We start from the raw sequence: 24,482 nt of genomic DNA on the forward strand, positions 1-24,482 counted from the left end.
GTTAACTTATTGTACACACCTGACATGCGACCGCTATGCCATGTCCGGGTCGCGCCCCATTGCTGCCAACACCCCTGCTTCCGCTCGCTTTTCGGGCGTGGCGGTGACGGGCGGCGTTTTGCTGCTGGCGGTCGCGATCGTCCTGATCCAGCTCGGGCTGGATTTCCCCGCCAAGATCATACTTTCCGCGACCGCGCTCGCCGCGATCATCGTCCATTGGCGGATGCCCGCGTCGCACGCCCGTTCGCCGGATGCCGAGCAGATCGATCCGCTGACCGGACTGACCAACCGCCGTTATTTCCATGACGCGGGACAGGAAATGATCGAGAGTGTGCAGCGCCGCCATCGCGGCATCGCGCTGATGCTGGTCGATATCGACCGTTTCCGCGCCATCGCCGGATCGCTGGGTCATGAGGCGGGCGACCTGCTGCTGCGTCATGTCGCCAAGATCATCCGCGACGAGGCCCCGTCCGAGGCGATCGTCGCGCGGTTCGAGGGCGATTGCTTCGGCTGCCTCATCCCCTTCGACCCGCGCGGACGCGACCGGGTAGAGCGGCTGGCCGAACGGCTGGCGGTGCGACTCGGCCAGCCGGTGCGGCTGGTCGAGCAGGAACTGACGCCGCGCGCCGCCATTGCGCTGACCCGCATCGACGACGGCAGCGCGACGATCGACCGACTGGTCCGCCAGGCTGACCTCGCGCTGATCGCCGCCAAGGCGCGCAGCGACGGCAAGCCGCTCTGGTTCGCCCCCGCGATGGAAGAGGCGATGGCCGAGCGCAATGCCATCATCACCGACCTGCGCCACGCCCTGACGCATGGCGACATCCAGCCCCGCTTCGAGGCGCAGGTCGATCTGGGCACCGCGCGGCTGACCGGGTTCGAGGTGTCGGGCCATTGGGACCATCCCAGCTTGGGCGCGATGACCGCCGAGCGCTTCATGCCGGTCGCCGAAGCCTGCGGCCTGTCGGGCGAGGTTTCGCTGTCGTTGATGCGGCAGGCGATGGCGGCAGCGCGCGACTGGGACCCGTCGATCACGCTGTCGATCCCGCTGGCCGCGTCGCAATTCCAGGATGCGTGGCTGGCGCAGAAGGTCATCAAGACGCTGACCGAATGCGGCTTTCCCGCGCATCGGCTGGAAATCGAAATTACCGAGAATGCGCTGTTCGCCAATCTGGCGCTGGCGCAGTCGATCGTCATCAGCTTGAAGAATCAGGGCATCGCACTGGCGCTGGATGCGTTCGGGCGCGGCTATTCCAGCCTCGCCCATTTGCGCGCCCTACCCTTCGACCGGGTGCGGATCGATCCCAACTTCATTCGGAACATGGCCGCCGACCCGGATTGCTGCGCGATCGTCACCGCGATCGTCAATCTGGGCGACAGCCTGCACCTGCCGATCGCGGCCAAGGGCGTGCGCGACCTGGATATCGAGACGCGGCTGCGCGACATCGGTTGCTCGCACGGGCAAGGCTCGCTCTACGGCCCGCCGCTCGATCTGGCGCAGGTGCGTCAGTTGCTGGCCGAAAAGCGCCTGCTGGCGGGCATCACCGCCGCCCCCGTCACCACCCCGCGTCTGGCTGGCTGAGATAGTCGCGCTCCGCCTCGGTCGAGGCGCGGCCCAGTGCAGCATTGCGGCTGGGATAACGGCCGTAAAGCCGGATGACCGCGCGATGGTCGCGGGCGAAGGAGAGGTTTTCCTCACGCCCCAGTTCGGCGAATTTGGCTACGCTCAAATCCTGCATTGCGCGCGACTCGGCATGCATCAACGGCATATAGACAAAGGCCAGGCGCTCGGGCGGATAATGCTCCTCCCACCCCGCGTCGATCGCGGTCAGGCAGAGGTCGAGCGCCAGCGGATCGGCGGCATAGGCTTGCGCCGAGCCCCGGTGCAGGTTGCGTGAGAACTGGTCGAGCAGCAGGACGGCCGCCAGCAGCGTATAAGGATCGTCGCGCCACCCGATCGCCTCAGTCGCCAGCACCTGATCGCGCAAGGTCCCGAACCGCTCGGCGATCACTCGATCCAGGGCATCGTCCTTGGCGAAATGCTTTTCGGGCGGCAAACCGAACCAGAAGTCTAGAATGTCCTGCGTCTCCGCGTGGACACGTCGTTCATCCATCCCTAGATCGGCGGTCATGTCGTCCCTCCCTGGCCCCGAGATTATCAGTCTGGGCTGTCGCCTCAACATCGCCGAGAGCGAAACGATCCGCGCGCTCGCCGCCGGGCGGGAGGACATGGTCGTCGTCAACAGCTGCGCCGTTACCAACGAGGCGGTGAAACAGACCCGCGCCGCGATCCGCCGCGCGGCCAAGGCGCGCCCCGATGCGCAGATCGTCGTGACGGGGTGCGCCGCGCAGATCGACCCGGCCAGCTTCGCCGCCATGCCCGAGGTCGCGCGCGTGCTGGGCAATGTCGACAAGCTGCGCCCCGAAAGCTGGGCCTCGGCCGAGCCGATGCTGGTCACCGATATGTCGCGCGTGGTCGAGACCGCGCCGCATCTGGCGTCGGCCTTTGCGGGCCATGCACGAGCGTTCGTCGAGGTTCAGAATGGCTGCGACCATAGTTGCACCTTCTGCATTATTCCCACGGGGCGCGGGCCGAGCCGCTCGGTGCCTGCCGGTCTCGTAATCGAACGCATCGCGCGCGCGGTCGAGCTGGGCCACCGCGAAGTGGTGCTGACCGGCGTCGATCTGACCAGCTATGGCCACGACCTGCCCGGCCAGCCCAGCCTGGGCCTGCTGGTCGAGCGTATCCTGACCCATGTCCCTGCCCTGCCCCGGCTGCGACTATCCTCGCTCGACTCGATCGAGATCGACGACAGACTGTTCGAACTGGTGACGGGCGAGGCACGGGTGATGCCGCACCTCCACCTATCGCTCCAGGCGGGCAACGACCTGATCCTCAAGCGGATGAAGCGCCGCCATAGCCGCGCCCAGTCGGTCGCCATCGTCGAGCGCTTGTTGACTGCCCGACCCGAGATCGCGATCGGCGCGGACCTGATCGCAGGCTTTCCGACCGAAGACGAGGCGATGGCGGCGGACACGCTGGCGCTGATCGACGACGCCCATATCGTCCACGCGCATATCTTTCCCTATTCGGCGCGCGACGGCACCCCCGCCGCCCGGATGCCGCAGGTGCCCCACCCCCTCCGCCGCGAGAGGGCAGCGAAGCTTCGCGAGGCCGCCGCGCGCCGCCGTCGCGACTGGCTGGCGGCACAAATCGGCCAGACCCGCGACGTGCTGGTCGAGCGACCCGGCACGCGCGGCCATGCGCCCGACTTTGCCGACATTCATTTTTCCCCTGCCGTCGAACCGGGCCGTATCGCCCGCGTTCGGGTCACGGCGGCGACCGAAACCCATCTGATCGGACACTTGGCATGAGTTCTTCCTCCTCCTGGCACGAAAAGCTGCTCGGCGGTTTCCGTCGCACCTCCGACCGGCTGGTCGGCAATCTGGCGGGGCTCGGCACCGCGCGGCTCGACGAGGGCACGCTGGACGAGATCGAGGAGGCGCTGATCGCCTCCGACCTCGGCCCGGAGACGGCGGGCCATATCCGCACCCGGCTGTCCGAGGGCAGCTTCGAGCGGAACATGGAGGAGCTGGGCATCCGCCTGGTCGTCGCTGAGGAGGTAGAGAAGGCGCTCGCCAAGGTGGCGACCCCGCTGGAGATCGACGCCTTTCCCCGGCCGCAGGTGATCCTGGTCATCGGCGTCAATGGATCGGGTAAGACGACGACCATCGCCAAGCTGGCGCATCTGTTCATGGAGCAGGATTACGGCGTGATGCTGGCGGCGGGCGACACGTTCCGCGCCGCCGCCATCGGCCAGCTCGCCACCTGGGCCGAGCGGGTCGGCGTGCCGATCGTGTCGGGCAAGGAAGGCGGCGACGCGGCAGGCATCGTCTATGAGGCGGTGAAGCAGGCGACCGCGACCGGCATCGACGTGCTGATCGTCGACACCGCCGGGCGCCTCCAGAACAAGCGCGAGCTGATGGACGAACTGTCCAAGATCCGCCGCGTCCTCGGCCGCCTGAACCCCGAGGCGCCGCATGACATCCTGCTGGTCCTCGACGCGACCACCGGCCAGAACGCGCTCAACCAGATCGAGGTGTTCAAGGACGTGGCGGGTGTCACCGGGCTGGTCATGACCAAGCTGGACGGCACGGCGCGCGGCGGCGTGCTGGTCGCGGCGGCGGAGAAATACGGCCTGCCCATCCACGCCATCGGCGTCGGCGAAGGCATGACCGACCTGCGTCCCTTCGACGCCAACGAAGTCAGCCGGATCATCGCGGGCATCGAGGGAGGCCGGAAGTGAGCACCGCCCCCAAGACCGAAGCCGGTCCCGGCCTGAAGGCGGGCATCGAATATGGCCCGCTGGTCCTGTTCTTCGCGGTCAATTTCCTCGCCCCGATCGGCCCGCTGACCCGTGTGCTGGTGGCGACGGGTGTGTTCATGGCGGCGACCGTGGTGGCGATGATCGTCAGCAAGGTGAAGCTGGGCCGCATCTCGCCGATGCTGTGGATGTCGGGCATCCTCGTCGTCGTGTTCGGCGGCCTGACCCTCTATTTCCACGACGAACGCTTCATCAAGATGAAGCCGACCATCGTCTATGCCATGTTCTCGGCGCTGCTGTTCTTCGGGCTGGCGACCGGGCGGCCGCTGATCCAGATGGTGCTGGGCAATGTCTATCCGGGGCTGACCGAGCTGGGCTGGCGCAAGCTGACGCGCAACTGGGCCTGTTTCTTCGCCTTCATGGCGGTGCTGAACGAAGCGGTGTGGCGCAATTCGACCTGGGATTTCTGGGTCGGCTTCAAGCTGTGGGGCGCGATGCCGCTGACCATCGGCTTTGCGATCGCGAATATTCCGATGCTGTTGAAGCACGGGCTGAATGCGGATGCCGCCAAGGTCGACGAACCGCCGGTCGAATAACAATCCTCCCCGGCACGGGGAGGGGGACCGCCGCGAAGCGGTGGTGGAGGGGGCGTGCGGCAAAGGTCATCCCTTGCTGAAGCCCCCCTCCGTCAGGCCTTCGGCCTGCCACCTCCCCGTGCCGGGGAGGATCGAAAAAAGGACGGCCCCAGTGGAGCCGCCCTTTCCCTTATCCGAAACGGATCGCGAAATTACGCCACCGCCGCCTCATACCGGCGACCGGCCTCGTCCCAGTTCACGACGTCCCACCAGGCCTTCAGATAGCCCGGGCGGTCGTTCATGTAGGTCAGGTAATAGGCGTGCTCCCACACGTCGTTGCCCAGGATCGGCGTGCCCTTGTCGGCGACGACGTCCATCAGGGGGTTGTCCTGGTTCGGGGTCGAGGTGACCTTCAGCTTGCCCTCGGCATCCGCGATCACCCAGGCCCAGCCCGAACCGAACTGGCCCGCGCCCTTGGTGTTGAACTCTTCCTTCAGCTTGTCGAGACCACCGAACGCCTCGATCGCCTCGGCCAGCTTGCCCGAGGGCTGGGTCGTGCCGGGCTTGGTCATGATCTTCCAGAAGAAGTCATGGTTCCAGAAGCCGCCGCCATTGTTGCGGACGGCGGCGGGTGCCGACGAGATGTTCGCCAGGATGTCCTCGATCGACTTGCCCTGAAGCGACGAGTCCGCGGCAACCGCCTCGTTCAGCTTGTTGGTGTAGGCGGCGTGATGCTTGTCGTGGTGGAAGGTCATCGTCTCCTTGGAGATGACCGGCTCCAGCGCGTCATAGTCGTACGGAAGGGGCGGCAGTTCGAAAGCCATCGTGATTGCTCCTTTGGGGTTTGCCTGTGGCAACGCCGGGCGCCTCAAATGGCTCCCCGAACGCGGTTACGCAACCGTTCCGATCAGATCATGGCGACGAAGCGCATGACGAAGCTGGTCGTATGAAAGCCCTAGCGCCTCGGCCGTGGTCCGCTGGTTGAAGCGGTTGTCAGCCAGCGCCTTGGTCAGCAGCTCGCGCTCGAAGCGCGCGACGCGCGATTTGAAGTCGGACGGGCCTACATCGCAGGCCGCCACCTCGTCGCCGTCGCTCACCGGCTCGGCGGAGGCCGGCGCACTCCCCTGCTCGTTCCGCGCGGCGGCGGGCGACTGACCCTGCGGGCGATAGGGCGAGCGGAACGGGTCGATCTCGATCGCATCGACCGGCCCCTCGCGATCCCAGCGATAGACGGCACGCTCGACGACGTTGCGCAGTTCGCGGACATTGCCGGGCCAGCGATGCTCCATCAGCGCATCGGTCGCCGCCGCCCCGAAACCGGGCCACTCGTTCCAGCCGATCTCGGCGGCCATGCGCCGCCCGAAATGATTGGCCAGCACCATGATATCGCTCTTGCGCGCGCGAAGCGGCGGCAGTGTGACCACCTCGAAGCACAGTCGGTCGAGCAGATCGGCGCGAAACTGATGCGCGGCGACCTTGTCGGGCAGATGCTCGTTGGTCGCCGCCACGATACGCACATCGACCCGCAGGGGCCGTGACGATCCGATCCGCGTGACCTCGCCATATTCGACCGCGCGCAGCAGCCGGTCCTGCGCCGCCATCGATAGCGTGCCCAGTTCGTCGAGAAATAGCGTACCGCCGCTCGCCTCCTCGAACCGCCCCGCCCGCGCCTTGGTCGCCCCGGTAAAGGCGCCAGCCTCATGCCCGAAGAGTTCGGCCTCGATCAGCGTCTCCGGCAACGCGGCGCAGTTCATGATGACCAAAGGCTGGTCCCAGCGTCCGCTCAGGCGATGGAGGCGTTCGGCGACCAGCTCCTTGCCGGTCCCGCGTTCGCCGATGACCAGCACGGGACGGTCGAGCGCGGCGGCGCGACTGGCCCGTTCCAGCGCATCCAGAAAGGCCCCCGACTGGCCAATGACCTGACTCGTTCGCTCCATTCCCAACAGGTGGCGGATTTTCCCAACGCTTGGCAAGAGTGCAATCGTTGTTTTCCCGCAACTATTACAGAAACCCTTGGATTTCCGCCATTTTTGAAACTGGCACGGCTCCTGCAATGCTTCTGGCATCCCGCCGACGAGCGGACCGAAACAAAAGAATTCAGGGAGTTTCCACCATGTTCGCCACCGACATCACCCGCCAGATCGCCGCCATCGCCTGCACCGTCGTCATGAGCGCCACCTGCCTGCTGGGCGCCCTCGCCCCCGCGCATGTCGCTCCTGCACAGACTTCGGTTGCGGCGATCGAGGCACCGACCGCATAATCCCCGAATAGCCGCCATCAAGGAGTATCCGATGGGCATTTTCTCCCGCACCCGCGACATCGTCGCCGCCAACTTCGCCGACCTGCTGGACAAGGCGGAAGACCCCGCGAAGATGATCCGCATGATCATCCTCGAAATGGAGGAAACGCTTGTCGAGGTGCGCGCCTCTGCCGCCCGCACGATCGCCGATCAGAAGGAAATCCGCCGCCACATCATGAAGCTGGACCAGCTTCAGGACAGCTGGACCGAAAAGGCCGAGCTGGCGCTGTCGAAGGACCGCGAAGACCTCGCCAAGGCCGCGCTGATCGAGCGTCAGAAGGCCGCCGACATGGCCGACCAGCTGAAGGCCGAAGTCCAGGTGCTCGACGATGCGCTGCGCGCGTCGGAAGAGGACATCGCCAAGCTGCAGAACAAGCTGCGCGAGGCGCGGACCAAGCAGAATGCGGTCCAGACCCGTCTGGAAAGCGCCAACAACCGCTATCGCCTCCGCGAGATGTGGAACGGCCCGAAGACGCACGACGCGTTCAGCCGCTTCGACGTGCTGGAGCGCAAGGTGGACGAGGCCGAGGGTCGCGCGGAAGCGCTGGGCTTGGGCGCGAACCCCAAGACGCTCGAGGACGAGATCGCCGAACTGCGCGCCTCGGACCGGGTCGACGCCGAACTCGCTGCGCTCAAGGCGCGCCTGAACAAGGGGGAGTGAGATGGAGGATATCGTCACTCCCGGCATCGCGATCACCACGATCTTCATCGCGCTGCCCTGGCTGATCCTGCACTATATGACGAAGTGGAAGCAGGCGCCCAAGATCACCCATGAGGACGAGCAGCTGCTCGACGAGTTGCACCTCCTCGCGCGTCGCCTGGAGGACCGGGTCAACACCGTCGAACGGATCGTCGCCGCCGACAATCCCAACTTCAAACCCGGTCTTCAGTCCGATTGGCGCCCCGAACCGCGCCTGGGCCAGACCGACTATAGCCTCGATCGGAGGAATTGAGATGACCGCCAGCCGCACCAATTTCTACCTCGACAAGCAGAATGCCAAGTTCAAGGGCGTCTGCTCCGGCATCGCCGACTATACCGGCGTCGATGTGATGTGGGTCCGCGTCGCCGCGGTCCTGCTTACCCTGACCGGGGTCGGCATGCCCTGGGTCCCGCTCGCCTATATGCTGATCGCCTGGATGGCGACCGCCAAGCCGATCGGCCTCTACCAGTCGGACGAGGATGCCAAGTTCTGGCAGGGCGTGCGCAGCAATCCGCGCCGCTCGACCGCCGAGGTCCGCTCGAAGTTCCGCGATCTCGACCGTCGCCTGGCCGATATCGAACTGCATTATACCAGCCGCAACCGTCAGCTCGCCGACGAGATCGACAGCCTGCGCTGAGACCGCGCTGACACATCAACTATCCTATGGGAGTATGGATTATGGCTTGGGGAGGACCGGGTTTCGTCCTGGCGATCATCGCAATGTCGACGATCGGTTGGGTCGTCACGACCTGGATCCGTGCGAAGCACGGTTACAGCCTGGAAAATGACTGGGGCGGGATGACGCACAAGAGCGACATCGCCGATGGCCGCAAGGTCGAACTGCTGACCGCCGAGAACCACAAGCTGGTCGGCCAGGTCTCTCGACTGGAAGAGCGGATCGCGGTGCTGGAGCGGATCGCCACCGACCCCGCCGAGCGGACCGCGCGCGAAATCGACGCGCTGCGCGATCGCTGAGGGAGAGGCAAGATGAACAATATCGCTATCCTGATCCCCATCATGGGCATCAGTTGCGGCCTGGTCGCCATTATCGGTGGCGTCTTTCTGAAGCCCTGGTTCGCCCTTCGCGAAAAGCAGCTGGCCACCGAAGCCTCGATGGTTGCCGAAAAAGCCGCGCAATATGCGGCACAGACCGAAAAGCTGGAACAGCGAGTCCGGGTGCTGGAGCGGATCATCACCGATCGCGGCCTGGCGCTCAGCGACGAGATCGATGCCCTGCGCATCGGCGGCGAAGCGCCCGCCCGCATCGAACACTGACATAAGATTTTAGAGGGGAGTTACCGCTATGTCCGGCGGACAGTTCATGACCGTTCTGATCGTCGCGATCGTGATGGTCGCCAGCATCTTCAAGGCCAAGCATCGCCGTTCGCCCGGCCTCGACATGGTCGAGCATCTGCGCGGAGATGCCTCCCGCGACACCCAGGCACTGCGGGCCGAGGTGCAGCAGCTCAAGGAGCGTATCCAGGTTCTGGAGCGCGTCATCACCGACGAACGCAAGAGCATCGATCTCGATCGCGAGATCGAGCGGCTGCGCGACCGTTAAGCCAACCATTGATACGGACAGGGAGCCCGGATCATGACCGACACCAATCTCTACATCGTGATCGCGACCGCCGGCTTGGCGGGTCTGGCGATGATCGTCACCGCCGGTCTGGCAGGCTGGCGCGGCTGGTTGCAGCTGAAGAACCGCGAGTTCGAGCGTAGCCACGACAATCCCTACCCGCCCGCCGCCTCAGCTGCGTCGCGGATCGAGATGGCCGACCTGAAGGAGCGCATCCGCAAGCTCGAAGCCATCGCCGCCGGCGTCGATCTCTGACGCCCTGCGGGGGATGACGGGGGAATGGCCCTCCCCCGCCCCGATCACGGCCGACCCACGGCTTGTCGCGAGCCGATGCACGGAGTAGCGGACCAAGCCATGTCCGACCTTGCCGAAATCCGCGACGAATATGAATTTCTTGACGCTGACGATCGCTATCGCCTGCTGATCGATCTGGGTCGTGCGTTGGAGCCAATGCCCGAGGCGCTGAAGACCGACGCGACGCTGGTGCGGGGGTGTTCGGCCTCGGTCTGGGTCTATCCGACCAAAAGCGACGGCGCGGGGCTGCACTTTCTGGCGGATTCGAACGCGGCGATCACCAAGGGGATCATCGCGCTCGTGCTCAAGACGGTGCAGGACAAGACGCCTGCCGAGATACTCGCGACGGATATCGAGGGCGAACTGGCGCCGTTCGATTTGCGGAACCAGTTGAGTTCCAACCGGACGCAGGGGATTCCCAACATGATCGCGCTGATCCGGGAGACGGCTGGGCGGTATTGATTGGGCGGCGGCGGGCTCGGTGAGACACCTGCCCTCCCCCATCCCCTCCCGCCTGCGGGAGGGGCGTGTTACGTGGCAGTCCTGAGCCCGCTCCACAAGCGCCTGTCCCGGTTTTAACGATCGATAAAGGAACCTGCCCGCGCCTCTGAGCGCTCCCCTCCCGCAAGCGGGAGGGGATGGGGGAGGGCAACGGTGTCTCACCGAGCCCCCGCTAAACCCCTAACTCCCCCGCCCCAACCGCGCCGCGATCGCCTCGACATCCTCGTCCGGCGTCACCACCAGCCATTCGCCCGGCCTGCGCCCATCGACCAGGGTCACCGCATTCTTCGGGCACAGCCCCAGGCACTTGGTCTCCACGACCCCGACCGACGCCTTGCGCCCCTTGCCGAAAATCCGCTTGAGCGCCTTCGCGAGCGGGGTCTTGCCCTTCGGCCCAAAACCGCCGCCGACCTTTTTCGAGCACTTGCCGCAGACCAGGACCGTCGCTTCCCATTCCGCCTTGGCGCGGCGGATCATTCGGGCTTCCAGCTGCGACGTTCCTCGGCGGCGCGCAGGACTTCGTAGGCTGCCTGTACCTGCTGGAACTTGGTCGCCGCCTCGGGGTCGTTGGGGCGGATATCGGGATGGTTCGCCTTGGCGAGGCCGCGCCAGGTCGCGCGGATCAGGTCGAACTCGGCATCCGGCTCCAGCCCCAGCGCGTCCAGTGCACGCATCTCGTCGCGCGATCGGCTGCCGTCGCCCGGCCCGGCCCAGGCCTGGTGCTTGGACTGGGCATAGCCTGCGCTGGTCTGCCGTTCCGAGGCTTCGCGCGCGGCGGCTTCCTCAGCACTGAGGCCCTGAAAATAGTCCCAACCACGATTATACTCGGCGGCATGCGCCTCGCAGAAATACCAGCGGTCGGGGCTGTTGGGGGACTTGGGGGCCGGGCAATTTCCTGGTTGGTCGCAGCCATGCCGGTCGCAGATGCGCACGGGCTTGGCCTCCCGCGACGCGCCATAGCTGCGCCAGCGGGGGAAGCCCCAGTCGTTGGATCGGGTAGAAGAACGCGCCACGCGGTCGATTTAAGCAACTTGCGCGCCGGTGCAAGCGCGGAGGCCGCGCTTTACGCGGGAGCGCCGTCGAATACCCCTTTGAAATGCTTGACCGACAATGGTTCCCTCGTTCATGAAATATACGTCATCATATATTCATGTCCGTACCGGGCATATGCGGACGCCCAGCTTTGACAGGAGCCGTCATGGCCCAAAGTCGTTCTTTCCTGGCCACCGCAAGAGCGGACGTGCCGGCCTCCATCGTGGTGGCGCTGGTCGCCCTGCCCCTCTGTCTCGGCGTCGCGGTCGCCTCCGGTGCGCCGCCCTTTGCGGGCATGATCGCCGGGATCGTGGGCGGCCTGGTCGTCGGCTTCCTTTCCAAATCGCCGCTGTCGGTCGCCGGGCCTGCCGCCGGTCTGACGGTCATCGTGTTCGAGGCGATCGAGCGGCTGCCCAGCTTTCAGGTCTTCCTGCTGGCGGTGACGCTGGCGGGCGTGCTCCAGCTCGCCTTCTCCTTCACGCGCGCGGGCGTCTTGGCGGAGTTCGTGCCCTCCTCCGTCATCACCGGAATGCTCGCGGCAATCGGCCTGATCCTGATCCTGAAGCAGATCCCCCACGCCATCGGCTATGACGGCGATTTCGAGGGCAGCTTCGAATATGCGAGCCGGGCGGGCGGCAACACCTTTACCGACCTGTGGACCAGCGTCAGCAACGACATCGCGCCCGGTGCGGTGCTGATCGGCGCGGTTTCGCTGGCCTTCCTGTTCTGGTGGGATCACGCCAAGCCCAAGCAAGGCCCGCTGCGGCTGCTGCCGGGGCCGCTGGTCGTCGTCGTCATCGGTGTGGTCGGCAACATGATCCTGGGCGCGACGCGTCCCGAATGGCAGCTGGCGGGCGCGCATCTGGTGCGCGTGCCGGTCGCGGGCAGCGCGTCGCAGTTCCTGGGCCAATTCCAGCTTCCGGATTTCGGCGCGATCGGCATGGGCGCGGTGTGGACCACCGCGATCACGCTGGCGATCGTCGCCAGCCTGGAGTCGCTGCTCAGCGTCAAGGCGGTCGACGAGCTGGACCCGCGCCGCCGCACCACCGACAAGAATTGGGAGCTGATGGCGCAGGGCGGCGGCAATATCGTCTCCGGCCTGCTCGGCGGCCTGCCCGTCACCTCGGTGATCGTGCGCTCTTCAGCCAATGTCGATGCGGGCGCGGAGAGCAAGCTGTCGACCATGCTGCACGCCACCTGGCTGCTGATCTCCGTCGCGCTGATCCCGGTCGTGCTGAACCAGATTCCTCTGGCCGCGCTCGCCGCCGTGCTGATCGCCACCGGCTACAAGCTGTGCAAGCCCAAGCTGTTCACCGAACGGTACAAGCAGGGCTGGAGCCAGTTCATCCCCTTCATCGTCACCATCCTGGCGATCCTGCGCACCGACCTGCTGATCGGCATTCTGGTCGGGCTGGTCGTCGGCTTCGTCTTCGTCGTGGCGCGCAATTTCCGCCCCGCGCTGACCTTCGCGTGCGATGACGAGGATTGCCTGATCCGCGCTCGGCGCAACCTGTACTTCATCCACAAATACGAATTGCAGAAGTCGCTGGCCAAGGTGCCGGACGGCGCCAACCTGCTGATCGACCTGTCCTCGACCTCCTATGTCGACCTGGACAATGTCGACATCATCAACGCCTTCATCAAGGGCGCGGACTTCCGTGGGATCAGCGTGATCGTGCGCGGCGACATCGCCGAGCGGACCGCCCCGCTCATCAATGCCCCATCGACGGGAGTGCGCTACGCATGAGGGAATATAAGCAGCTCCTGCTCGCCAATAAGGCCTGGGCCACCGAACTCCTCGAGGAGAAGACTGACTTCTTCCAGCGGCAGACGGTGGGGCAGAAGCCCGACTTTTTGTGGATCGGCTGTTCCGACAGCCGGGTGACGCCCGAGCAGATGACCATGACCCCGCCGGGCGGCATGTTCCTGCATCGCAACATCGCCAACCTGGTTCATGACGACGACCTCAACCTGTTGTCGGTCGTGCAATATGCCGTCGACGTGCTGAAGGTCCGCCATGTCATCCTGTGCGGCCATCATGGCTGCGGCGGCGTGCAGGCGACCCTGCAGGGCGGCACGGAGGGGCCGGTCGACCGGTGGCTGGCCAATGCCCGCGAGGTGCTGCACCGCCATCAGGACGAGATCGACGCCCAGCCGGACCAGGCCGCCAGGGTCAACCGTCTGGTCGAGGTGAACGTGATGGAGCAGCTGCGCCACCTCGCCCGGCTGGACACCATCCAGAAGGCGTTCGCCGATAAGCGCGAGCTATGGCTGCACGGCTGGGTCTATGACATTCGCGACGGGCATATCAAAACCCTGCTGGAGATCGACGCCAACACAGATCTCGACGGTATGGAGCGCCCAGACAAGGTGCTGGTCTGATCCTGGCCGCTTGATCGCACTTAGATGACCGCCTAGCCTCCCCCTCGTCCATGGGGGAGGATCGAATGCGCAAATGCTATTGGGCGGCGGCGGCCGCGTTGTTGGCGACGACGGCCGCGTCGGCGCGCGATCTGCCGGTACCGGCCGACAAGGGGTGGATGCACGCCCAAACCCGGCTGATCGTCCGCTCGACCGTCGCGGGGCTGACCCGGACCGCAATCACCGATGCGACGACGACCGAGCATGACGTGGCGATCAAGCTAGAGAGCGCCGACAAGTCGGTCTTCGCCACCCTGTTCCTCTTCCACCCCGCCGTCCCGAGTGTTCCCTTATGGTTCGACCGTTCGCGCACCGCGATCGAGGAACGCAAGAATTTCGACAAGGGCGCGCCCGCCAGCGCCGATCCGATCGCCTTCGCACCGACCGGCACCGGCCCCGAAGTCGCCCTGCGGCAGAGTTGGTCGCTGTTGAGCAGCCCGTATCGCAGCACCTCGCTGGCCGTCTTGCCGATGGGCGAGTGGATGCTGGTCGTCCGTCTGACCGCCGAGAAACTGACCGCCGATACGCTCGACCAGAAGATGAACGAGATCATCGCCGCGCTGAGGCCCGCCATCGCGGCCACCGCCGCCTATCCCGGTCCCGCCGTGCCGATCCGGCCATGCGCCACACAGACCGATTTCGCGCATCTGCCCAAGGCCAAGCTGGACAAGTCGGGCCAGTCCAATCCGCTGTTCACGCTTTTGATGAGCGCGGCGGTTTCCAGTCAGATCGAAAAAGACAAGTCGAACCCGAAAGCCGAGCCTGTAAAACCCGTCGCCCCACTGTGCCGCGACGGGGTCAGCGCTACCCCGTTCGGCGTCTACCGCTGGGAGAATGACGACACCGATGGCTATATGATGGCGCTTTACGATGCCGGGCGAACGATCGACATCTTTCCCGACCTGATGAGCCAGGTCGAAAATCGCAAGACCAAGTCGTACACCATCCGCCTGAACGACGTGGACGGCAGCGCGAGCAGCTATCCCTCGTTCATGAACATGCCCCGGCCCGAACAGGTATTCGACGTGATCGCAAAAGGCACGCCGACGGCCAAGGCGCAGGGCAAAAACATCACCATCAATTCCAGCGCGCTGGGCGGGTCCTGAACCCGCCCGCCTCGGTCGGGGCGGCGGAAGGATAACAGCCAGAGGGCCTGTAAGCCGGGTTCTGTCCACCGGCGCGAGGCCGGATGGGCGACCATTCTTCTAGGACGATGCTTGCACATCGCCTCAAGCAACCAACCCGGATAGCGGGCGGGAACGCGCCCCGACGCTTGCGCGCCATGCCATCCCTATTCGGTCTTGCTCCCGGTGGGGTTTGCCATGCCGTTTCCGTTACCGGACCCGCGGTGCGCTTTTACCGCACCCTTTCACCCTGACCTGGCCGAAGCCGTGGCCGTCTGCTCTCTGTGGCACTGTCCCTGGGGTCACCCCCGCCGGGCGTTACCCGGCACCGTTATTCCGTGGAGCCCGGACTTTCCTCGCCCCCGGTTTCCCGAGGCCGCGGCCGCCCGGCCCTCTGACTGCGGGCGGATGTAGCGGGAATGCGGCGGAGGGCAAGGGGTTTGTGGTTAGCCGTATCGCGTGGCCTTCGACTTCGCTCAGGCTGAACGGAAGTTAGACACAGCCGCCCTTCCCCCGCCCCGTTCGGGCTGAGCGAAGTTGAAGCCCACGCCCATCCCCCTCAATCATCCCCCTGCGGACGCGGCAACAACAATGCCAACAGGATCATCCGGCACTCTGCATCGATTTCACCATCGATCAGCTCGGGGCGGAACCGCCGCTGGAACGCCATGATCGCCGCCATTCGGTCGGTCACGTCATAGCCGAACCGCTCCAGCGCCAGACAGAAGCCCGCTTCGGTCCACATCGGGTCCATCAGGTTCTTGGTCGGGCGCGGCAGGGCCAGACGCCGCTTGGCGAGCGCCCCCCAGGGGAACAGCTCGCCCGGATCGCGCTTGCGGGCGGGGGCGATGTCGGAGTGGCCGACGATGTTGCCCCGCGTGATGCCGTGCCGCTTCTGGATGTCGCCGACCAGTTCCATCACCGCCGCGATCTGTTCGTCGGGGAACGGGCGATAGCCCCAGTCATGGCCGGGATTGACGATCTCGATCCCGATGCTCGCCGAGTTCACATCCTCGATCGCGCGCCAGTGCGAGCGGCCCGCGTGCCAGGCCCGCTCCGCCTCGTCGACCATGCGCAGCACGGTGCCGTCCTCGGCGACGATGTAATGGCACGACACCTTCGCCTCCGGATCGCGCAGTCGCGCGATGGCCGACTCCGCGTCCTGCATCCCCGTATAGTGCAACACGATCATCGTGATGGGCAGGCTACGCGCGTCGAAATTGGGTGACGGCGTGTCGACGATCGTCATGCAACCTCCTGAACGACCCCGGTTCGTCCGCCCCTGTTAGCGGGAAGCCGGGGCCAAGGATATGGCTTCATGCATGGGCGGCGGGATCGGGCCTGTCGCTTTTCTGGTACACCCCGCGCCCGACCGAGGCGAGCTGGAACAGGTCGGTCTGCCCCATCACCGTCTCGCCCGCCCCCAGGATCAGCAGGCCGTTGGGCCGCATCGCCCCGGCCAGGGCGCGAAAGGCGCGTTTCTTGGGTTCCGGCGCGAAATAGAGCATGACGTTGCGGCACAGCACCAGATCGAAGGATCCGCCGGGCGCCGGGTCGACCGTCAGGTTCATCTGACGGAAGGAGATGTGGCGGACCAGTTCGGGCCGGGCCACCCATTCATTGCCGGGCCGCCCCTCGAACCAGCGGACCATCTGGCGGATCGGCAGGCCGCGCTGCACCTCGAACTGGGTGTAGCAGCCGCTTCGCGCCCGCGCGATGGCGGCTTCGGACACGTCGGTCGCGACGATCTCGGGCATCGGCGTCCCCTGCGCCTGGTGTCGCTCGGCGAACATCATCGCCAGCGACAAGGGCTCCTGGCCGGTCGAGCAGCCCGCGCTCCAGATGCGGGCGCGCCGCCCGTCGCGTTCCACCTCGGCCACCAGCTCGACGATATGGTCGAAGACATGCTGGTCCCGGAAGAAGGAGGTCTCGCAATTGACCAGCGCGTCGATGACCCGGCCCGCCAGTTGCGGATCGCGCCCGTCGAGCACGGCATAGACAAGCTGGTCCAGCGTCTCGATCCGCCGCTCGCGCATCAGGGGCAGCAGCACGGTGTCGACGCGGGTGGAGCGGTGGCTGGCGATATGCTGGCCGGTGCGCGCCTCCAGCAGCGCGCTCAGCACGGCGAGCGACTGGCCCGACAGGGGGGACTGCGTCATCGCCATGCTCCCGGATCGCAAGGGGTGTGCGGGCGTCCAGCTAGAGGCCAGGACCATCAGCAGAGCCCTCCCGCCGCGATCATCGCGCCGATCGCATCCGGGGCCATCACGGCATCGGCCAGGCCGTCGGTCACGACGGCACCGGGCATACCCCAGACGACCGCGCTTTCGCGATCCTGGGCGATGATCGTCGCCCCTGCGGCCTTCAGCATCCGCGCTCCCTCCAGTCCGTCGCGCCCCATCCCCGTCAGCACGATACCCCAGGCCCGCCCACCCCATAGGTCGGCCATCGAGGCGAACATCGGATCGACCGAAGGCAGGCAGCCGCTGCGCGCCCGCTCATGCTTCAGCCGGATCGCCGCGCTGCCATCGGTCAGCCGAACGAAGGTGACATGCGCATCGCCGGGGGCCACCAGGATCTGGCCGGGCCGGACGCGCATCCGGTCCTCGGCCATCACGCTCGGGCGGCCGGCCACGGCGGTCAACTGAGCGGCGAAAAAGGGGATGAAGGTGGCGGGCAGATGCTGCGTCACCACGATCGGCACCGTCATCGTCGCGGGAATGCGGGCGAGCAGCTTGGCCAGCGCATGGATACCGCCGGTCGAGGCGCCGATGCCGATGACTTCGGGCAACGCACTCTGCACCGGCCCGCGCGCCCTGCCGACCGGCGGGACAGGCGTCGGGGCAGCCGGGGCGGCGGAATGGGCCAGCCCGTCAAGCTTCTGGAGCAACGCATCCCCGAACTCGGCCAGCCCCTGCGGCCGGGGTTTGTCGAGCGTGTCGGCCGCACCGTGCGCCAGCGCCTGCACCGCCGCCGCGCCACCTGCCGGGGTGGATGCCGAGACGATGATGATTCGTGCACCCGCCCCGGCCGCGATCAGCCGGGGGAGCGCGGTGATGCCGTCCATGCCCGGCATGGCGACGTCGAGCAGGATGATGTCGGCGCTCTGTTCGCCAAGAAAGGCCAGCGCCGCCTCGACATGGCTGACGGCACCGACGACGCGGAACCGCGCATGGGGCTCGATCTGCCGTGCGATCAGGGCGCGCGCGACGGCCGAATCATCGACGATCAGCACCCGCGTCACCCCGCTTTGGTCTATCGCGGGCGGCGATGCCTGGATGGCGCTCGGGGGGATGAAGGCCATGCCGCTACGATCCGAACGGATGCCGTTCCGGTCAGATCATGCCGACGAGCTGGAGCTTGCTTTCCAGCGTGTCGCGGTCGAACGGCTTCATGATATATTCGTCGGCCCCCGCATCGATCGCCGCACGGATATGTGCCATGCCGTTTTCGGTGGTGCAGAAGACGATTCGCGGCCGCCGCGCCAGATTGGCGTCGCGCAACGCGCGCAGGAAATCCATGCCGCTCATCACGGGCATGTTCCAGTCGAGCAGGATGACGTCGGGAACCTCTTCCAGGCACGCTTCCAGCGCCTCGCGACCGTCCCCGGCCTCGCGCACCTGCAGGTCGAGCGTTTCCAATATGTGGCGCGCAACCTTGCGGATCACCTTGGAGTCATCGACGACGAGACAGGTCTTCATGCGGTACGCCCTATTCCTACCGGAGGTCTCAACGGGACCTGCCCTTCGGAATAGCCACGATAAGTAACGGCCGGGTTAATCGGTCAAGCCACCAGGGCGACGGGCTGCGGCACCAGTTTCGCCAAATCGAGGACCAGCAACGGCTCGCCATCGCGGAAGACCATGCCGTTGGCGGCGCGCGACCAGCGGCCTTCCTTGGGCGCGACATGCGGCATGGGCTTCATCTCGAAGGTTTCGATATCGTCCAGCGCATCGACCAGCATGGCGTAGTAATGGCCGTCCTGCTGGGTGATGACCGCGCGGCGGACATGCGAGGCGGTCGGCTCCAGCCCCAGCGCGCGGCGGGTGTCGACGACGGTGATGACCCGGCTGCGCAGTGCGGTCAGACCGCGCACCGACGGCTCGGCGCGCGGCACCGCGACGACCTCGCCGATATCGACGACCGAGTCGACCTGGTCGGCGTCGAACACCACGCCCTGCCCGGCAATGGTGGCGATCAGGAAGAGCGCCATCAGCGGCCTCCCCGGCGCGCATAACCCGCCAGCGCGGCGATCAGCGCGGAACGGTCATAGCGATAGATGCTGTCGGGATCGGCCGGCCCCTCCCGGTCGCGGCGCAGGCGTACCACGGGGGCGTCCGATGGCGCAGCGGCGACCGCATCCTCCTCCATCATCAGGCGGACGGCGGGGCTTTCGTCGCTACCGGGCTGGAGCGTGCAGCGATAGCCGTGCGCCTCCAGAACGGGGCGCAGGAAACGGTCCATCCAGGCCGCACCCGCGCCATCGAGCAGGCAGAGCGGCGCGGTGGACCCCGTATCGGCCACGCCGGAATCGAGGAAGAAGGCCAAGGGGTCCAGAATCTCCAGCGCCCGGCCTTCCCATACGGCCACGCCCAGAACCGGGCCGCCGGTGGCGGGCGCGATCTCGGCGGGGAGATGGATGATCTCCAGCGCGCCGCCGATCGCATAGGCGCATTCGGCCTCGCCATCGGTCAGGCGCAACACCTCGATCTCGCCATGCGCCAGCGCCTCGTCGAGGGCGAGCTGATCGACATGATGAAGCGGCATGGTCGTACCATCCACGATCAACCGCATCCGGCCGCCCGAACGGTGGACGGCCTCCGCGCGGGCCTTCTCGACACGGTCGATCGCCCCCAGCGGAATGGCGCGGCGGGCGCCGTCCAGGTCGTCGAACAGCAGCGCGGGATTGGCCGGTTCCTGCGTCGCAGCCTCGGCGGCGGCGATGACGTCCCGCTGGAACCGCAGCCCCGCCGCCAGCGCCAGACCGCCGCCATCCAGCAACAGCATCGGCAGGCCACTGTCGGGCAGCGTCTGCCCGGCATAAAGCCCGCTGCCCATCACTGCAGGCGCGGCGGGCTTGACCACCACCTCCTCGGTGTCGAGCACGTCGTCGACGCCCAGTGCATATTCGCCCTCGCGCGTCGAGACGATCACCAGCGTGGACGGATCCCCCTGCCCGATCTCCAGGAAGGACCCGAGCGGCAGCATCGGCAGGCGACGACCGCGCACGGTCGCGACCCGGATGTCCCCGACCGGATCGATCCGCACCTGATCGCCGCGAACCTTGACGATCTCCTCGATCGCCTGGCGGGCAATGGCGAAACGCTGGTCGGCGACAGCGACGATCAGGGTCGACATGATCGACAGGGTCAGCGGAATCTGGATGGTGATGGTCAGCCCGCGACCGGGACGGTTGTCCAGCGCGATGCGGCCGCCGACATGCTCGATATTGGCGCGCACCACGTCCATGCCGACGCCGCGCCCCGATACCGCGGACACCGTGTCACGGCTCGACAGGCCCGGCTCGAACACCAGCTTCAGCTTTTCGGCCGGGCTCATCCCCGCAACCTCGGCGGCGGAGCGGACGTCGTTCTCGACCGCCTTGGCGGCGATGCGGGCGACGTCGATCCCGGCGCCGTCATCCTCGATCTCGATCAGGATCTGATTGCCCGACTGGCGCGCGGTGACGCCGATCTGGCCGGTCGGCGCCTTGCCCAGGCTGCGCCGCCGGGCGGGTGCCTCGATGCCGTGGTCGATCGCGTTGCGGATGATATGGACCAGCGGGTCGCGCATCATCTCGATCATCTCGCGGTCGAGATCGACGTCCGATCCCTCGATACGCAGACTGACCGCCTTGCCCAGCTCCGCCGCCGTGTCGCGGACCATGCGGGGCAGCGCGGAGAACAGGCCCTCGACCTTCTGCATCCGGGTGCGCGTCACCGTGTCGCGCATATCGGCGACGGTCAGCGACAACTGGTCGAGCGCGGCCTCGACACGCGGGTCGAGCACATCGTCGCGCAGGCGGCGGGCCAGTTCGTTGCGGGCCAGCACCATGTCGGACATGCCGCTCATCATCCGGTCGAGCAGATCGACGTTCAGCCGGATGCTGCGCGGCGCGATACGCGGTGCGGCCGCGACGCGCGGGGCGGGAGCGGCCGGAACCGCCTCTTCCACGCGGGTCAGCGCGGCGATCAGCGCCGCGTCGTCCGCATCGTCCAGCGGCACATCCGCCGCAATCCCCTCGACCACCGCACCGATCCGGTCGACGATCGCCAGCACGGCATCGACCAGCGCCGTATCGGGCATACGCTTGCCGTCCCGCGCATCGGCCAGCACATCCTCGGCGGCATGGCTCAGCCGCGCCAGGCGTGGCAGGTCGAGAAAGCCGCAGCTTCCCTTGACGGTGTGGACGAACCGGAAAATCGCATCCAGCCGCGCGCGGTCACCGGGCGCAGCCTCCCACGCGACGATCTCGCTGGACAGCGCCTCCAGCGTTTCGCGGGTCTCGGCAATGAATTCCTGCAGCAGGTCGTCCATAAGTCCCCGAGGGCACGTCCTTTCGCCACCCTCTTGCCGCCACAAGATTAAAAGGGCGTTTACCCCGCCCGGATCGCCGCGCCCAGGATCATCGTGTTGGGGGCCGGCTCCGTCACCAGCGTCATGCCGCCCAGTTCGGTGGTCAGCGTATGGACCAGGAAGGCGGGCGCGGTGCGCGACGCCAGCGGCTCGGCGCCGCGACCTTCCATCAGGGTGCGACGGATTTCGGGGTCGAGCAGGATGCGCGGCCCCTCGATACGGATCGCGATCTCGATCGCCTCGCGGCCGACCTCCGCGCCGATGTCGATCGTCCCGCCGCGCGCCAGCGCCTCCGTCGCGATCAGCGCCAGGTTCATCAGGATGCGCACGGCGGGCTTGGGCAAGGCGGGCGATTCGACCAGCCAGCCCAGCGTGGTGCGGCGATTGTCGACCAGCAGCCCCTCGATCGCCGCCTTGGCCTCGCCCGTATCCACCCGGTCGGCAAAGCCGCCGCCCGCGCCGAAGGCCAGGCGGAAGAATTTCAGCTTGTTGGCCGAGGCCCGCGCGCTGTCCGCCAGCAGCTCCATGCACCGTTCGCGCATTGCCGGATCGGTTTCGTCGGCGAGCAGCTCCAGCCCGTTGTTGAGCGCCCCCACCGGCGACAAAAGATCGTGGCACAGTCGCGAACACAACAGGCTCGCGAAATCCACCGGGCTGATGGTCATGAAAAATCCCTCGACAAACTGGCCCTTTCTGACGCGGGCATGCGCTCTGCGCAAGCAAGGGCGAGCGGATCGAAGCGTCCATGACGCTCACCCGCCGCCACCGCGCGCCAGGCGGTGACGACCCCGCCCCCGGCGATCAGCCAGATACTGCCATCGGGCGCGGCATCGGCGGCGTCGCGCGGCGAAGGCTCGGCACGCCCGGTCGGGTGCGAATGATAATGGCCGATCACCGCCGGGCCACCGCCCCGCGCGGCCCGGTGCGCGGCGATCAGCGCGGCGGGATCGATCTCGAAACGGTGGCTCGGCTCGGCCGAGACATTCGCGCAAGGCACCGCCCGCGCGATGCGGTCGCCCTCCCCCAGCAGCAATCCGCACACCTCATAATCGGGTGAAGCGGCCGCGCTTTTGCAAATCAGGTCCAGCGCATCGCTTGAAATCGTTACGGTCATGCCCAATTACCCTATTCTATGGACCGGGGGGTTTCCATCATCGATGCGCGGATCGCGCCCACAGCGGACGGCTGGCGGTTGGACCGCGCGCTGGCCGATGCGGTGCCGACCCTGTCGCGCGAACGGCTGAAGGTGCTGATCGCCAGCGGCGCGGTGACGCGCGACGGCGTGATGGCGCGCGACCCTGCCAAGCGGGCGGCGGGCGGCGATCTGTTCCAGGTCGCGGTGCCTGCCCCGGCCCCGGCGCATAACGAAGCGCAGGATATTCCGCTCGTCATCGCTTACGAGGACGAACATCTCATCGTCATCGACAAGCCCGCCGGGCTGGTCGTGCATCCCGCCGCTGGTAATTTCGACGGCACCCTGGTCAACGCGCTGCTCCACCATTGCGGCGGATCGCTGTCGGGCATCGGCGGCGTCGCGCGACCGGGTATCGTCCACCGGATCGACAAGGACACTTCCGGTCTGATGGTCGCGGCCAAGACCGACCGGACGCATGAGGGGCTGGCCAAGCAGTTCGCGGCGCACTCGATCGACCGCCGCTACCGCGCGATCACCGGGGGCATCCCCCGCCCCGCCGACGGCACCGTCGACGCGCCGCTCGCGCGCAGTCCGCAGAACCGCAAGAAGGTGGCGATCGTGCAGGGCGGCAAGCGCGCCGTGACCCATTACCGCACCATCGAAAAGCTGAACAACGCCGCGCTGGTCGAATGCCGCCTGGAGACGGGCCGCACGCATCAGGTTCGCGTGCATATGCAATCGCTGGGTCACGCCTTGCTGGGCGACCCGGTTTATGGTAGAACAAAGGGTGCTCAAAAAGCCCTGCTCGATGAACTCGAATTCCGGCGCCAAGCCCTGCACGCGGCGCATCTGGGCTTTATTCATCCCATAAGCGGCAACGCTTTGGCGTTTGAGAGCCCGATGCCGCCCGACATGCAGGAACTGTTCAGTCGGCTTCACGTATAGCAGAAGACCGCCTCGACCCGAGTGGTGGGCCAGACGGAATGACGCTCCAGAAAGGGAGATAAGGATCATGGCAAAAGGCAGCAACGTCCCGGCGACGATTCCTGCACTGGGCGGGGAGCAGTCGCTCAACCGCTATCTCGCCGAGATCAAGAAATTCCCGATCCTTGCCCCGGAGCAGGAATATATGCTCGCCAAGCGCTTCCAAGAGCATGGCGACCCGGAGGCGGCGGCGCAGCTCGTCACCTCGCACCTGCGTCTCGTGGCGAAGATCGCGATGGGTTATCGCGGCTATGGCCTGCCCACCTCCGAACTGATCTCGGAGGGCAATATCGGCCTGATGCAGGGCGTGAAGAAGTTCGAGCCGGATCGCGGCTTCCGCCTGGCGACCTATGCGATGTGGTGGATCCGCGCCTCGATCCAGGAATATATTCTGCGTTCGTGGAGCCTGGTGAAGATGGGCACCACCGCCGCCCAGAAGAAGCTGTTCTTCAACCTGCGCCGGATGAAGTCGAAGCTCGACGCGTTCGAGGACGGCGACCTGCGGCCCGAGGACGTGACCAAGATCGCCACCGATCTGGGCGTCAACGAGGACGAGGTCATCAGCATGAACCGCCGCATGGCGATGGGGGGCGACACGTCGCTCAACGTCTCGATGCGCGAGGATGGCGAGGGCCAGTGGCAGGACTGGCTGGCCGATGATGCGCCGCTTCAGGACAGTGTCGTCGCCGAGCAGCAGGAGGCGGATGTCCGCCACGACATGCTGGTCAGCGCGATGGACGATCTGAACGACCGCGAGAAACACATCCTGACCGAGCGTCGCCTGACCGACGATCCTAAGACGCTGGAAGAGCTGAGCCAGGTTTACGGCGTCAGCCGCGAACGCGTCCGCCAGATCGAGGTGCGCGCGTTCGAGAAGCTGCAAAAGGCGATGATGCGCATCGCCGGTGAAAAGCGGTTGTTGGCGGCCGCCTGAAC

General features: G+C 66.5%; 31 protein-coding genes and 1 other RNA gene. 18 read left to right on the forward strand and 14 right to left on the reverse strand.

The features are described 5' to 3' along the window. The first annotated feature begins 40 nt into the window (after positions 1 to 40). Positions 41 to 1,582, forward strand: a complete 1,542-nt coding sequence (locus tag KV697_RS04770) for a putative bifunctional diguanylate cyclase/phosphodiesterase (RefSeq protein ID WP_219020311.1) — start codon at positions 41 to 43, stop codon at positions 1,580 to 1,582. Here KV697_RS04770 and KV697_RS04775 read toward each other — a convergent pair. Then, positions 1,557 to 2,132: a DUF924 family protein gene (locus KV697_RS04775; protein ID WP_219020312.1), complete on the reverse strand. Its 576-nt coding sequence runs from the start codon at positions 2,130 to 2,132 to the stop codon at positions 1,557 to 1,559. The genes KV697_RS04770 and KV697_RS04775 overlap by 26 nt on opposite strands. Here KV697_RS04775 and mtaB point away from each other — a divergent pair. The 3 genes from mtaB to KV697_RS04790 are packed head-to-tail and all read left to right on the forward strand — an operon-like array spanning position 2,131 to position 4,921. Next, a complete protein-coding gene (mtaB, locus tag KV697_RS04780; protein WP_219020313.1) occupies positions 2,131 to 3,375 on the forward strand; it encodes a tRNA (N(6)-L-threonylcarbamoyladenosine(37)-C(2))-methylthiotransferase MtaB in 1,245 nt (414 codons plus the stop codon). The genes KV697_RS04775 and mtaB overlap by 2 nt on opposite strands. Beyond that, positions 3,372 to 4,307: a signal recognition particle-docking protein FtsY gene (gene ftsY / locus KV697_RS04785; protein WP_219020314.1), complete on the forward strand. Its 936-nt coding sequence runs from the start codon at positions 3,372 to 3,374 to the stop codon at positions 4,305 to 4,307. The genes mtaB and ftsY overlap by 4 nt, the downstream gene beginning before the upstream one ends. Further along, positions 4,304 to 4,921, forward strand: a complete 618-nt coding sequence (locus tag KV697_RS04790) for a septation protein A (RefSeq protein ID WP_219020315.1) — start codon at positions 4,304 to 4,306, stop codon at positions 4,919 to 4,921. Before ftsY ends, KV697_RS04790 begins: the two co-directional genes overlap by 4 nt. Positions 4,922 to 5,112: 191 nt before the next feature. On the opposite strand, the gene KV697_RS04795 is transcribed toward KV697_RS04790, so the two are convergent. Beyond that, the gene (locus KV697_RS04795; protein ID WP_219020316.1) at positions 5,113 to 5,724 is read right to left on the reverse strand and encodes a superoxide dismutase; all 612 of its coding nucleotides are present in this window, start codon (positions 5,722 to 5,724) and stop codon (positions 5,113 to 5,115) included. A gap of 66 nt (positions 5,725 to 5,790) precedes the next feature. Next, on the reverse strand, positions 5,791 to 6,837 hold the full coding sequence (pspF, locus tag KV697_RS04800; protein WP_219020317.1) for a phage shock protein operon transcriptional activator: 1,047 nt from the start codon (positions 6,835 to 6,837) through the stop codon (positions 5,791 to 5,793). Positions 6,838 to 7,013: 176 nt separating this feature from the next. On the opposite strand from pspF, the gene KV697_RS04805 reads away from it, so the two are divergent. The 9 genes from KV697_RS04805 to KV697_RS04845 all read left to right on the forward strand — a co-directional run bounded on the left by KV697_RS04805 (position 7,014) and on the right by KV697_RS04845 (position 10,235). Continuing rightward, complete coding sequence (locus tag KV697_RS04805) at positions 7,014 to 7,160, forward strand: hypothetical protein (RefSeq protein ID WP_219020318.1); 147 nt, start codon at positions 7,014 to 7,016, stop codon at positions 7,158 to 7,160. Positions 7,161 to 7,191: 31 nt separating this feature from the next. Next, positions 7,192 to 7,860: a phage shock protein PspA gene (pspA, locus tag KV697_RS04810; protein ID WP_007404037.1), complete on the forward strand. Its 669-nt coding sequence runs from the start codon at positions 7,192 to 7,194 to the stop codon at positions 7,858 to 7,860. A gap of 1 nt (position 7,861) precedes the next feature. Then, positions 7,862 to 8,152, forward strand: a complete 291-nt coding sequence (pspB, locus tag KV697_RS04815) for an envelope stress response membrane protein PspB (RefSeq protein ID WP_219020319.1) — start codon at positions 7,862 to 7,864, stop codon at positions 8,150 to 8,152. A gap of 1 nt (position 8,153) precedes the next feature. After that, on the forward strand, positions 8,154 to 8,537 hold the full coding sequence (gene pspC / locus KV697_RS04820; RefSeq protein ID WP_056433939.1) for an envelope stress response membrane protein PspC: 384 nt from the start codon (positions 8,154 to 8,156) through the stop codon (positions 8,535 to 8,537). 41 nt (positions 8,538 to 8,578) lie between these two features. Beyond that, entirely contained in the window at positions 8,579 to 8,875 is a 297-nt protein-coding gene (locus KV697_RS04825) for a hypothetical protein (RefSeq protein WP_219020320.1), read from the forward strand. 12 nt (positions 8,876 to 8,887) lie between these two features. Then, complete coding sequence (locus KV697_RS04830) at positions 8,888 to 9,175, forward strand: hypothetical protein (protein ID WP_219020321.1); 288 nt, start codon at positions 8,888 to 8,890, stop codon at positions 9,173 to 9,175. A gap of 46 nt (positions 9,176 to 9,221) precedes the next feature. Further along, complete coding sequence (locus KV697_RS04835; protein ID WP_056434531.1) at positions 9,222 to 9,461, forward strand: hypothetical protein; 240 nt, start codon at positions 9,222 to 9,224, stop codon at positions 9,459 to 9,461. A gap of 33 nt (positions 9,462 to 9,494) precedes the next feature. After that, positions 9,495 to 9,734, forward strand: coding sequence for a hypothetical protein (locus KV697_RS04840; RefSeq protein ID WP_219020322.1), 240 nt, complete (start codon positions 9,495 to 9,497; stop codon positions 9,732 to 9,734). Between the two features lie 99 nt (positions 9,735 to 9,833). Beyond that, positions 9,834 to 10,235 carry a SufE family protein gene (locus KV697_RS04845; RefSeq protein WP_219020323.1) on the forward strand — a complete coding sequence of 134 codons (402 nt, stop codon included), beginning with the start codon at positions 9,834 to 9,836 and terminating at the stop codon, positions 10,233 to 10,235. Between the two features lie 219 nt (positions 10,236 to 10,454). Here the strand turns inward: KV697_RS04845 and KV697_RS04850 are convergent, their stop codons facing one another. Together KV697_RS04850 and KV697_RS04855 are read right to left on the reverse strand one after the other, a co-directional pair. Further along, complete coding sequence (locus tag KV697_RS04850; RefSeq protein ID WP_219020324.1) at positions 10,455 to 10,751, reverse strand: (2Fe-2S) ferredoxin domain-containing protein; 297 nt, start codon at positions 10,749 to 10,751, stop codon at positions 10,455 to 10,457. Next, positions 10,748 to 11,287 carry a J domain-containing protein gene (locus KV697_RS04855; protein ID WP_056434533.1) on the reverse strand — a complete coding sequence of 180 codons (540 nt, stop codon included), beginning with the start codon at positions 11,285 to 11,287 and terminating at the stop codon, positions 10,748 to 10,750. The genes KV697_RS04850 and KV697_RS04855 overlap by 4 nt, the downstream gene beginning before the upstream one ends. Positions 11,288 to 11,514: 227 nt before the next feature. Between KV697_RS04855 and KV697_RS04860 the strand changes: the two genes are divergently transcribed. From KV697_RS04860 to KV697_RS04870, 3 genes are all read left to right on the forward strand, one after another. Next, entirely contained in the window at positions 11,515 to 13,053 is a 1,539-nt protein-coding gene (locus KV697_RS04860; RefSeq protein WP_257575614.1) for a SulP family inorganic anion transporter, read from the forward strand. Continuing rightward, positions 13,050 to 13,688, forward strand: a complete 639-nt coding sequence (locus tag KV697_RS04865) for a carbonic anhydrase (RefSeq protein ID WP_219020326.1) — start codon at positions 13,050 to 13,052, stop codon at positions 13,686 to 13,688. Before KV697_RS04860 ends, KV697_RS04865 begins: the two co-directional genes overlap by 4 nt. A 65-nt stretch (positions 13,689 to 13,753) precedes the next feature. Then, positions 13,754 to 14,833 carry a hypothetical protein gene (locus KV697_RS04870; protein WP_219020327.1) on the forward strand — a complete coding sequence of 360 codons (1,080 nt, stop codon included), beginning with the start codon at positions 13,754 to 13,756 and terminating at the stop codon, positions 14,831 to 14,833. A gap of 34 nt (positions 14,834 to 14,867) precedes the next feature. Here the strand turns inward: KV697_RS04870 and rnpB are convergent. From rnpB to KV697_RS04915, 9 genes are all read right to left on the reverse strand, one after another. Further along, positions 14,868 to 15,249, reverse strand: an RNA gene (rnpB, locus tag KV697_RS04875) — RNase P RNA component class A. A 161-nt stretch (positions 15,250 to 15,410) separates the two neighbouring features. Beyond that, on the reverse strand, positions 15,411 to 16,100 hold the full coding sequence (locus tag KV697_RS04880; RefSeq protein WP_219020328.1) for an N-acetylmuramoyl-L-alanine amidase: 690 nt from the start codon (positions 16,098 to 16,100) through the stop codon (positions 15,411 to 15,413). Between the two features lie 67 nt (positions 16,101 to 16,167). Next, entirely contained in the window at positions 16,168 to 17,010 is an 843-nt protein-coding gene (locus KV697_RS04885) for a CheR family methyltransferase (protein ID WP_306822684.1), read from the reverse strand. 56 nt (positions 17,011 to 17,066) lie between these two features. After that, positions 17,067 to 18,155, reverse strand: coding sequence for a chemotaxis-specific protein-glutamate methyltransferase CheB (gene cheB, locus KV697_RS04890; RefSeq protein ID WP_219020330.1), 1,089 nt, complete (start codon positions 18,153 to 18,155; stop codon positions 17,067 to 17,069). A 31-nt stretch (positions 18,156 to 18,186) separates the two neighbouring features. Further along, positions 18,187 to 18,552: a response regulator gene (locus KV697_RS04895; RefSeq protein ID WP_056433970.1), complete on the reverse strand. Its 366-nt coding sequence runs from the start codon at positions 18,550 to 18,552 to the stop codon at positions 18,187 to 18,189. Between the two features lie 83 nt (positions 18,553 to 18,635). Continuing rightward, positions 18,636 to 19,064, reverse strand: a complete 429-nt coding sequence (locus tag KV697_RS04900; RefSeq protein ID WP_219020331.1) for a chemotaxis protein CheW — start codon at positions 19,062 to 19,064, stop codon at positions 18,636 to 18,638. Then, the gene (locus KV697_RS04905) at positions 19,064 to 21,388 is read right to left on the reverse strand and encodes a chemotaxis protein CheA (RefSeq protein WP_219020332.1); all 2,325 of its coding nucleotides are present in this window, start codon (positions 21,386 to 21,388) and stop codon (positions 19,064 to 19,066) included. Before KV697_RS04905 ends, KV697_RS04900 begins: the two co-directional genes overlap by 1 nt. Before the next feature lie 59 nt (positions 21,389 to 21,447). Next, positions 21,448 to 22,092, reverse strand: coding sequence for a histidine phosphotransferase family protein (locus KV697_RS04910; RefSeq protein WP_219020333.1), 645 nt, complete (start codon positions 22,090 to 22,092; stop codon positions 21,448 to 21,450). Further along, entirely contained in the window at positions 22,089 to 22,541 is a 453-nt protein-coding gene (locus KV697_RS04915; protein ID WP_219020334.1) for a M67 family metallopeptidase, read from the reverse strand. The genes KV697_RS04910 and KV697_RS04915 overlap by 4 nt, the downstream gene beginning before the upstream one ends. An 18-nt stretch (positions 22,542 to 22,559) precedes the next feature. Between KV697_RS04915 and KV697_RS04920 the strand changes: the two genes are divergently transcribed. After that, on the forward strand, positions 22,560 to 23,507 hold the full coding sequence (locus KV697_RS04920; protein ID WP_219020335.1) for an RluA family pseudouridine synthase: 948 nt from the start codon (positions 22,560 to 22,562) through the stop codon (positions 23,505 to 23,507). Between the two features lie 67 nt (positions 23,508 to 23,574). Continuing rightward, positions 23,575 to 24,480 (forward strand): RNA polymerase sigma factor RpoH, encoded by a 906-nt coding sequence (gene rpoH, locus KV697_RS04925; protein WP_007404166.1) that lies wholly within the window; start codon positions 23,575 to 23,577, stop codon positions 24,478 to 24,480. Positions 24,481 to 24,482 lie beyond the last annotated feature (2 nt).

It is taken from the genome of Sphingomonas sanguinis (genome assembly GCF_019297835.1).
Classification (GTDB): Bacteria; Pseudomonadota; Alphaproteobacteria; order Sphingomonadales; family Sphingomonadaceae; genus Sphingomonas; species Sphingomonas sanguinis_D.

Coding starts and splice junctions, on each gene's coding strand:
- KV697_RS04880 (WP_219020328.1), bottom strand. CDS start 16,100: ATGACGATCGTCGACACGCCGTCACCCAATTTCGACGCGCGTAGCCTG.
- KV697_RS04775 (WP_219020312.1), bottom strand. CDS start 2,132: ATGACCGCCGATCTAGGGATGGATGAACGACGTGTCCACGCGGAGACG.
- KV697_RS04805 (WP_219020318.1), top strand. CDS start 7,014: ATGTTCGCCACCGACATCACCCGCCAGATCGCCGCCATCGCCTGCACC.
- KV697_RS04865 (WP_219020326.1), top strand. CDS start 13,050: ATGAGGGAATATAAGCAGCTCCTGCTCGCCAATAAGGCCTGGGCCACC.
- KV697_RS04900 (WP_219020331.1), bottom strand. CDS start 19,064: ATGGCGCTCTTCCTGATCGCCACCATTGCCGGGCAGGGCGTGGTGTTC.
- cheB (WP_219020330.1), bottom strand. CDS start 18,155: ATGGCCTTCATCCCCCCGAGCGCCATCCAGGCATCGCCGCCCGCGATA.
- mtaB (WP_219020313.1), top strand. CDS start 2,131: ATGTCGTCCCTCCCTGGCCCCGAGATTATCAGTCTGGGCTGTCGCCTC.
- KV697_RS04905 (WP_219020332.1), bottom strand. CDS start 21,388: ATGGACGACCTGCTGCAGGAATTCATTGCCGAGACCCGCGAAACGCTG.
- pspF (WP_219020317.1), bottom strand. CDS start 6,837: ATGGAGCGAACGAGTCAGGTCATTGGCCAGTCGGGGGCCTTTCTGGAT.
- KV697_RS04885 (WP_306822684.1), bottom strand. CDS start 17,010: ATGACGCAGTCCCCCCTGTCGGGCCAGTCGCTCGCCGTGCTGAGCGCG.
- KV697_RS04895 (WP_056433970.1), bottom strand. CDS start 18,552: ATGAAGACCTGTCTCGTCGTCGATGACTCCAAGGTGATCCGCAAGGTT.
- KV697_RS04825 (WP_219020320.1), top strand. CDS start 8,579: ATGGCTTGGGGAGGACCGGGTTTCGTCCTGGCGATCATCGCAATGTCG.
- pspB (WP_219020319.1), top strand. CDS start 7,862: ATGGAGGATATCGTCACTCCCGGCATCGCGATCACCACGATCTTCATC.
- KV697_RS04845 (WP_219020323.1), top strand. CDS start 9,834: ATGTCCGACCTTGCCGAAATCCGCGACGAATATGAATTTCTTGACGCT.
- KV697_RS04910 (WP_219020333.1), bottom strand. CDS start 22,092: ATGACCATCAGCCCGGTGGATTTCGCGAGCCTGTTGTGTTCGCGACTG.
- KV697_RS04830 (WP_219020321.1), top strand. CDS start 8,888: ATGAACAATATCGCTATCCTGATCCCCATCATGGGCATCAGTTGCGGC.
- KV697_RS04840 (WP_219020322.1), top strand. CDS start 9,495: ATGACCGACACCAATCTCTACATCGTGATCGCGACCGCCGGCTTGGCG.
- KV697_RS04835 (WP_056434531.1), top strand. CDS start 9,222: ATGACCGTTCTGATCGTCGCGATCGTGATGGTCGCCAGCATCTTCAAG.
- KV697_RS04920 (WP_219020335.1), top strand. CDS start 22,560: ATGGACCGGGGGGTTTCCATCATCGATGCGCGGATCGCGCCCACAGCG.
- pspC (WP_056433939.1), top strand. CDS start 8,154: ATGACCGCCAGCCGCACCAATTTCTACCTCGACAAGCAGAATGCCAAG.
- ftsY (WP_219020314.1), top strand. CDS start 3,372: ATGAGTTCTTCCTCCTCCTGGCACGAAAAGCTGCTCGGCGGTTTCCGT.
- KV697_RS04870 (WP_219020327.1), top strand. CDS start 13,754: ATGCGCAAATGCTATTGGGCGGCGGCGGCCGCGTTGTTGGCGACGACG.
- pspA (WP_007404037.1), top strand. CDS start 7,192: ATGGGCATTTTCTCCCGCACCCGCGACATCGTCGCCGCCAACTTCGCC.
- KV697_RS04850 (WP_219020324.1), bottom strand. CDS start 10,751: ATGATCCGCCGCGCCAAGGCGGAATGGGAAGCGACGGTCCTGGTCTGC.
- rpoH (WP_007404166.1), top strand. CDS start 23,575: ATGGCAAAAGGCAGCAACGTCCCGGCGACGATTCCTGCACTGGGCGGG.
- KV697_RS04770 (WP_219020311.1), top strand. CDS start 41: ATGTCCGGGTCGCGCCCCATTGCTGCCAACACCCCTGCTTCCGCTCGC.
- KV697_RS04915 (WP_219020334.1), bottom strand. CDS start 22,541: ATGACCGTAACGATTTCAAGCGATGCGCTGGACCTGATTTGCAAAAGC.
- KV697_RS04795 (WP_219020316.1), bottom strand. CDS start 5,724: ATGGCTTTCGAACTGCCGCCCCTTCCGTACGACTATGACGCGCTGGAG.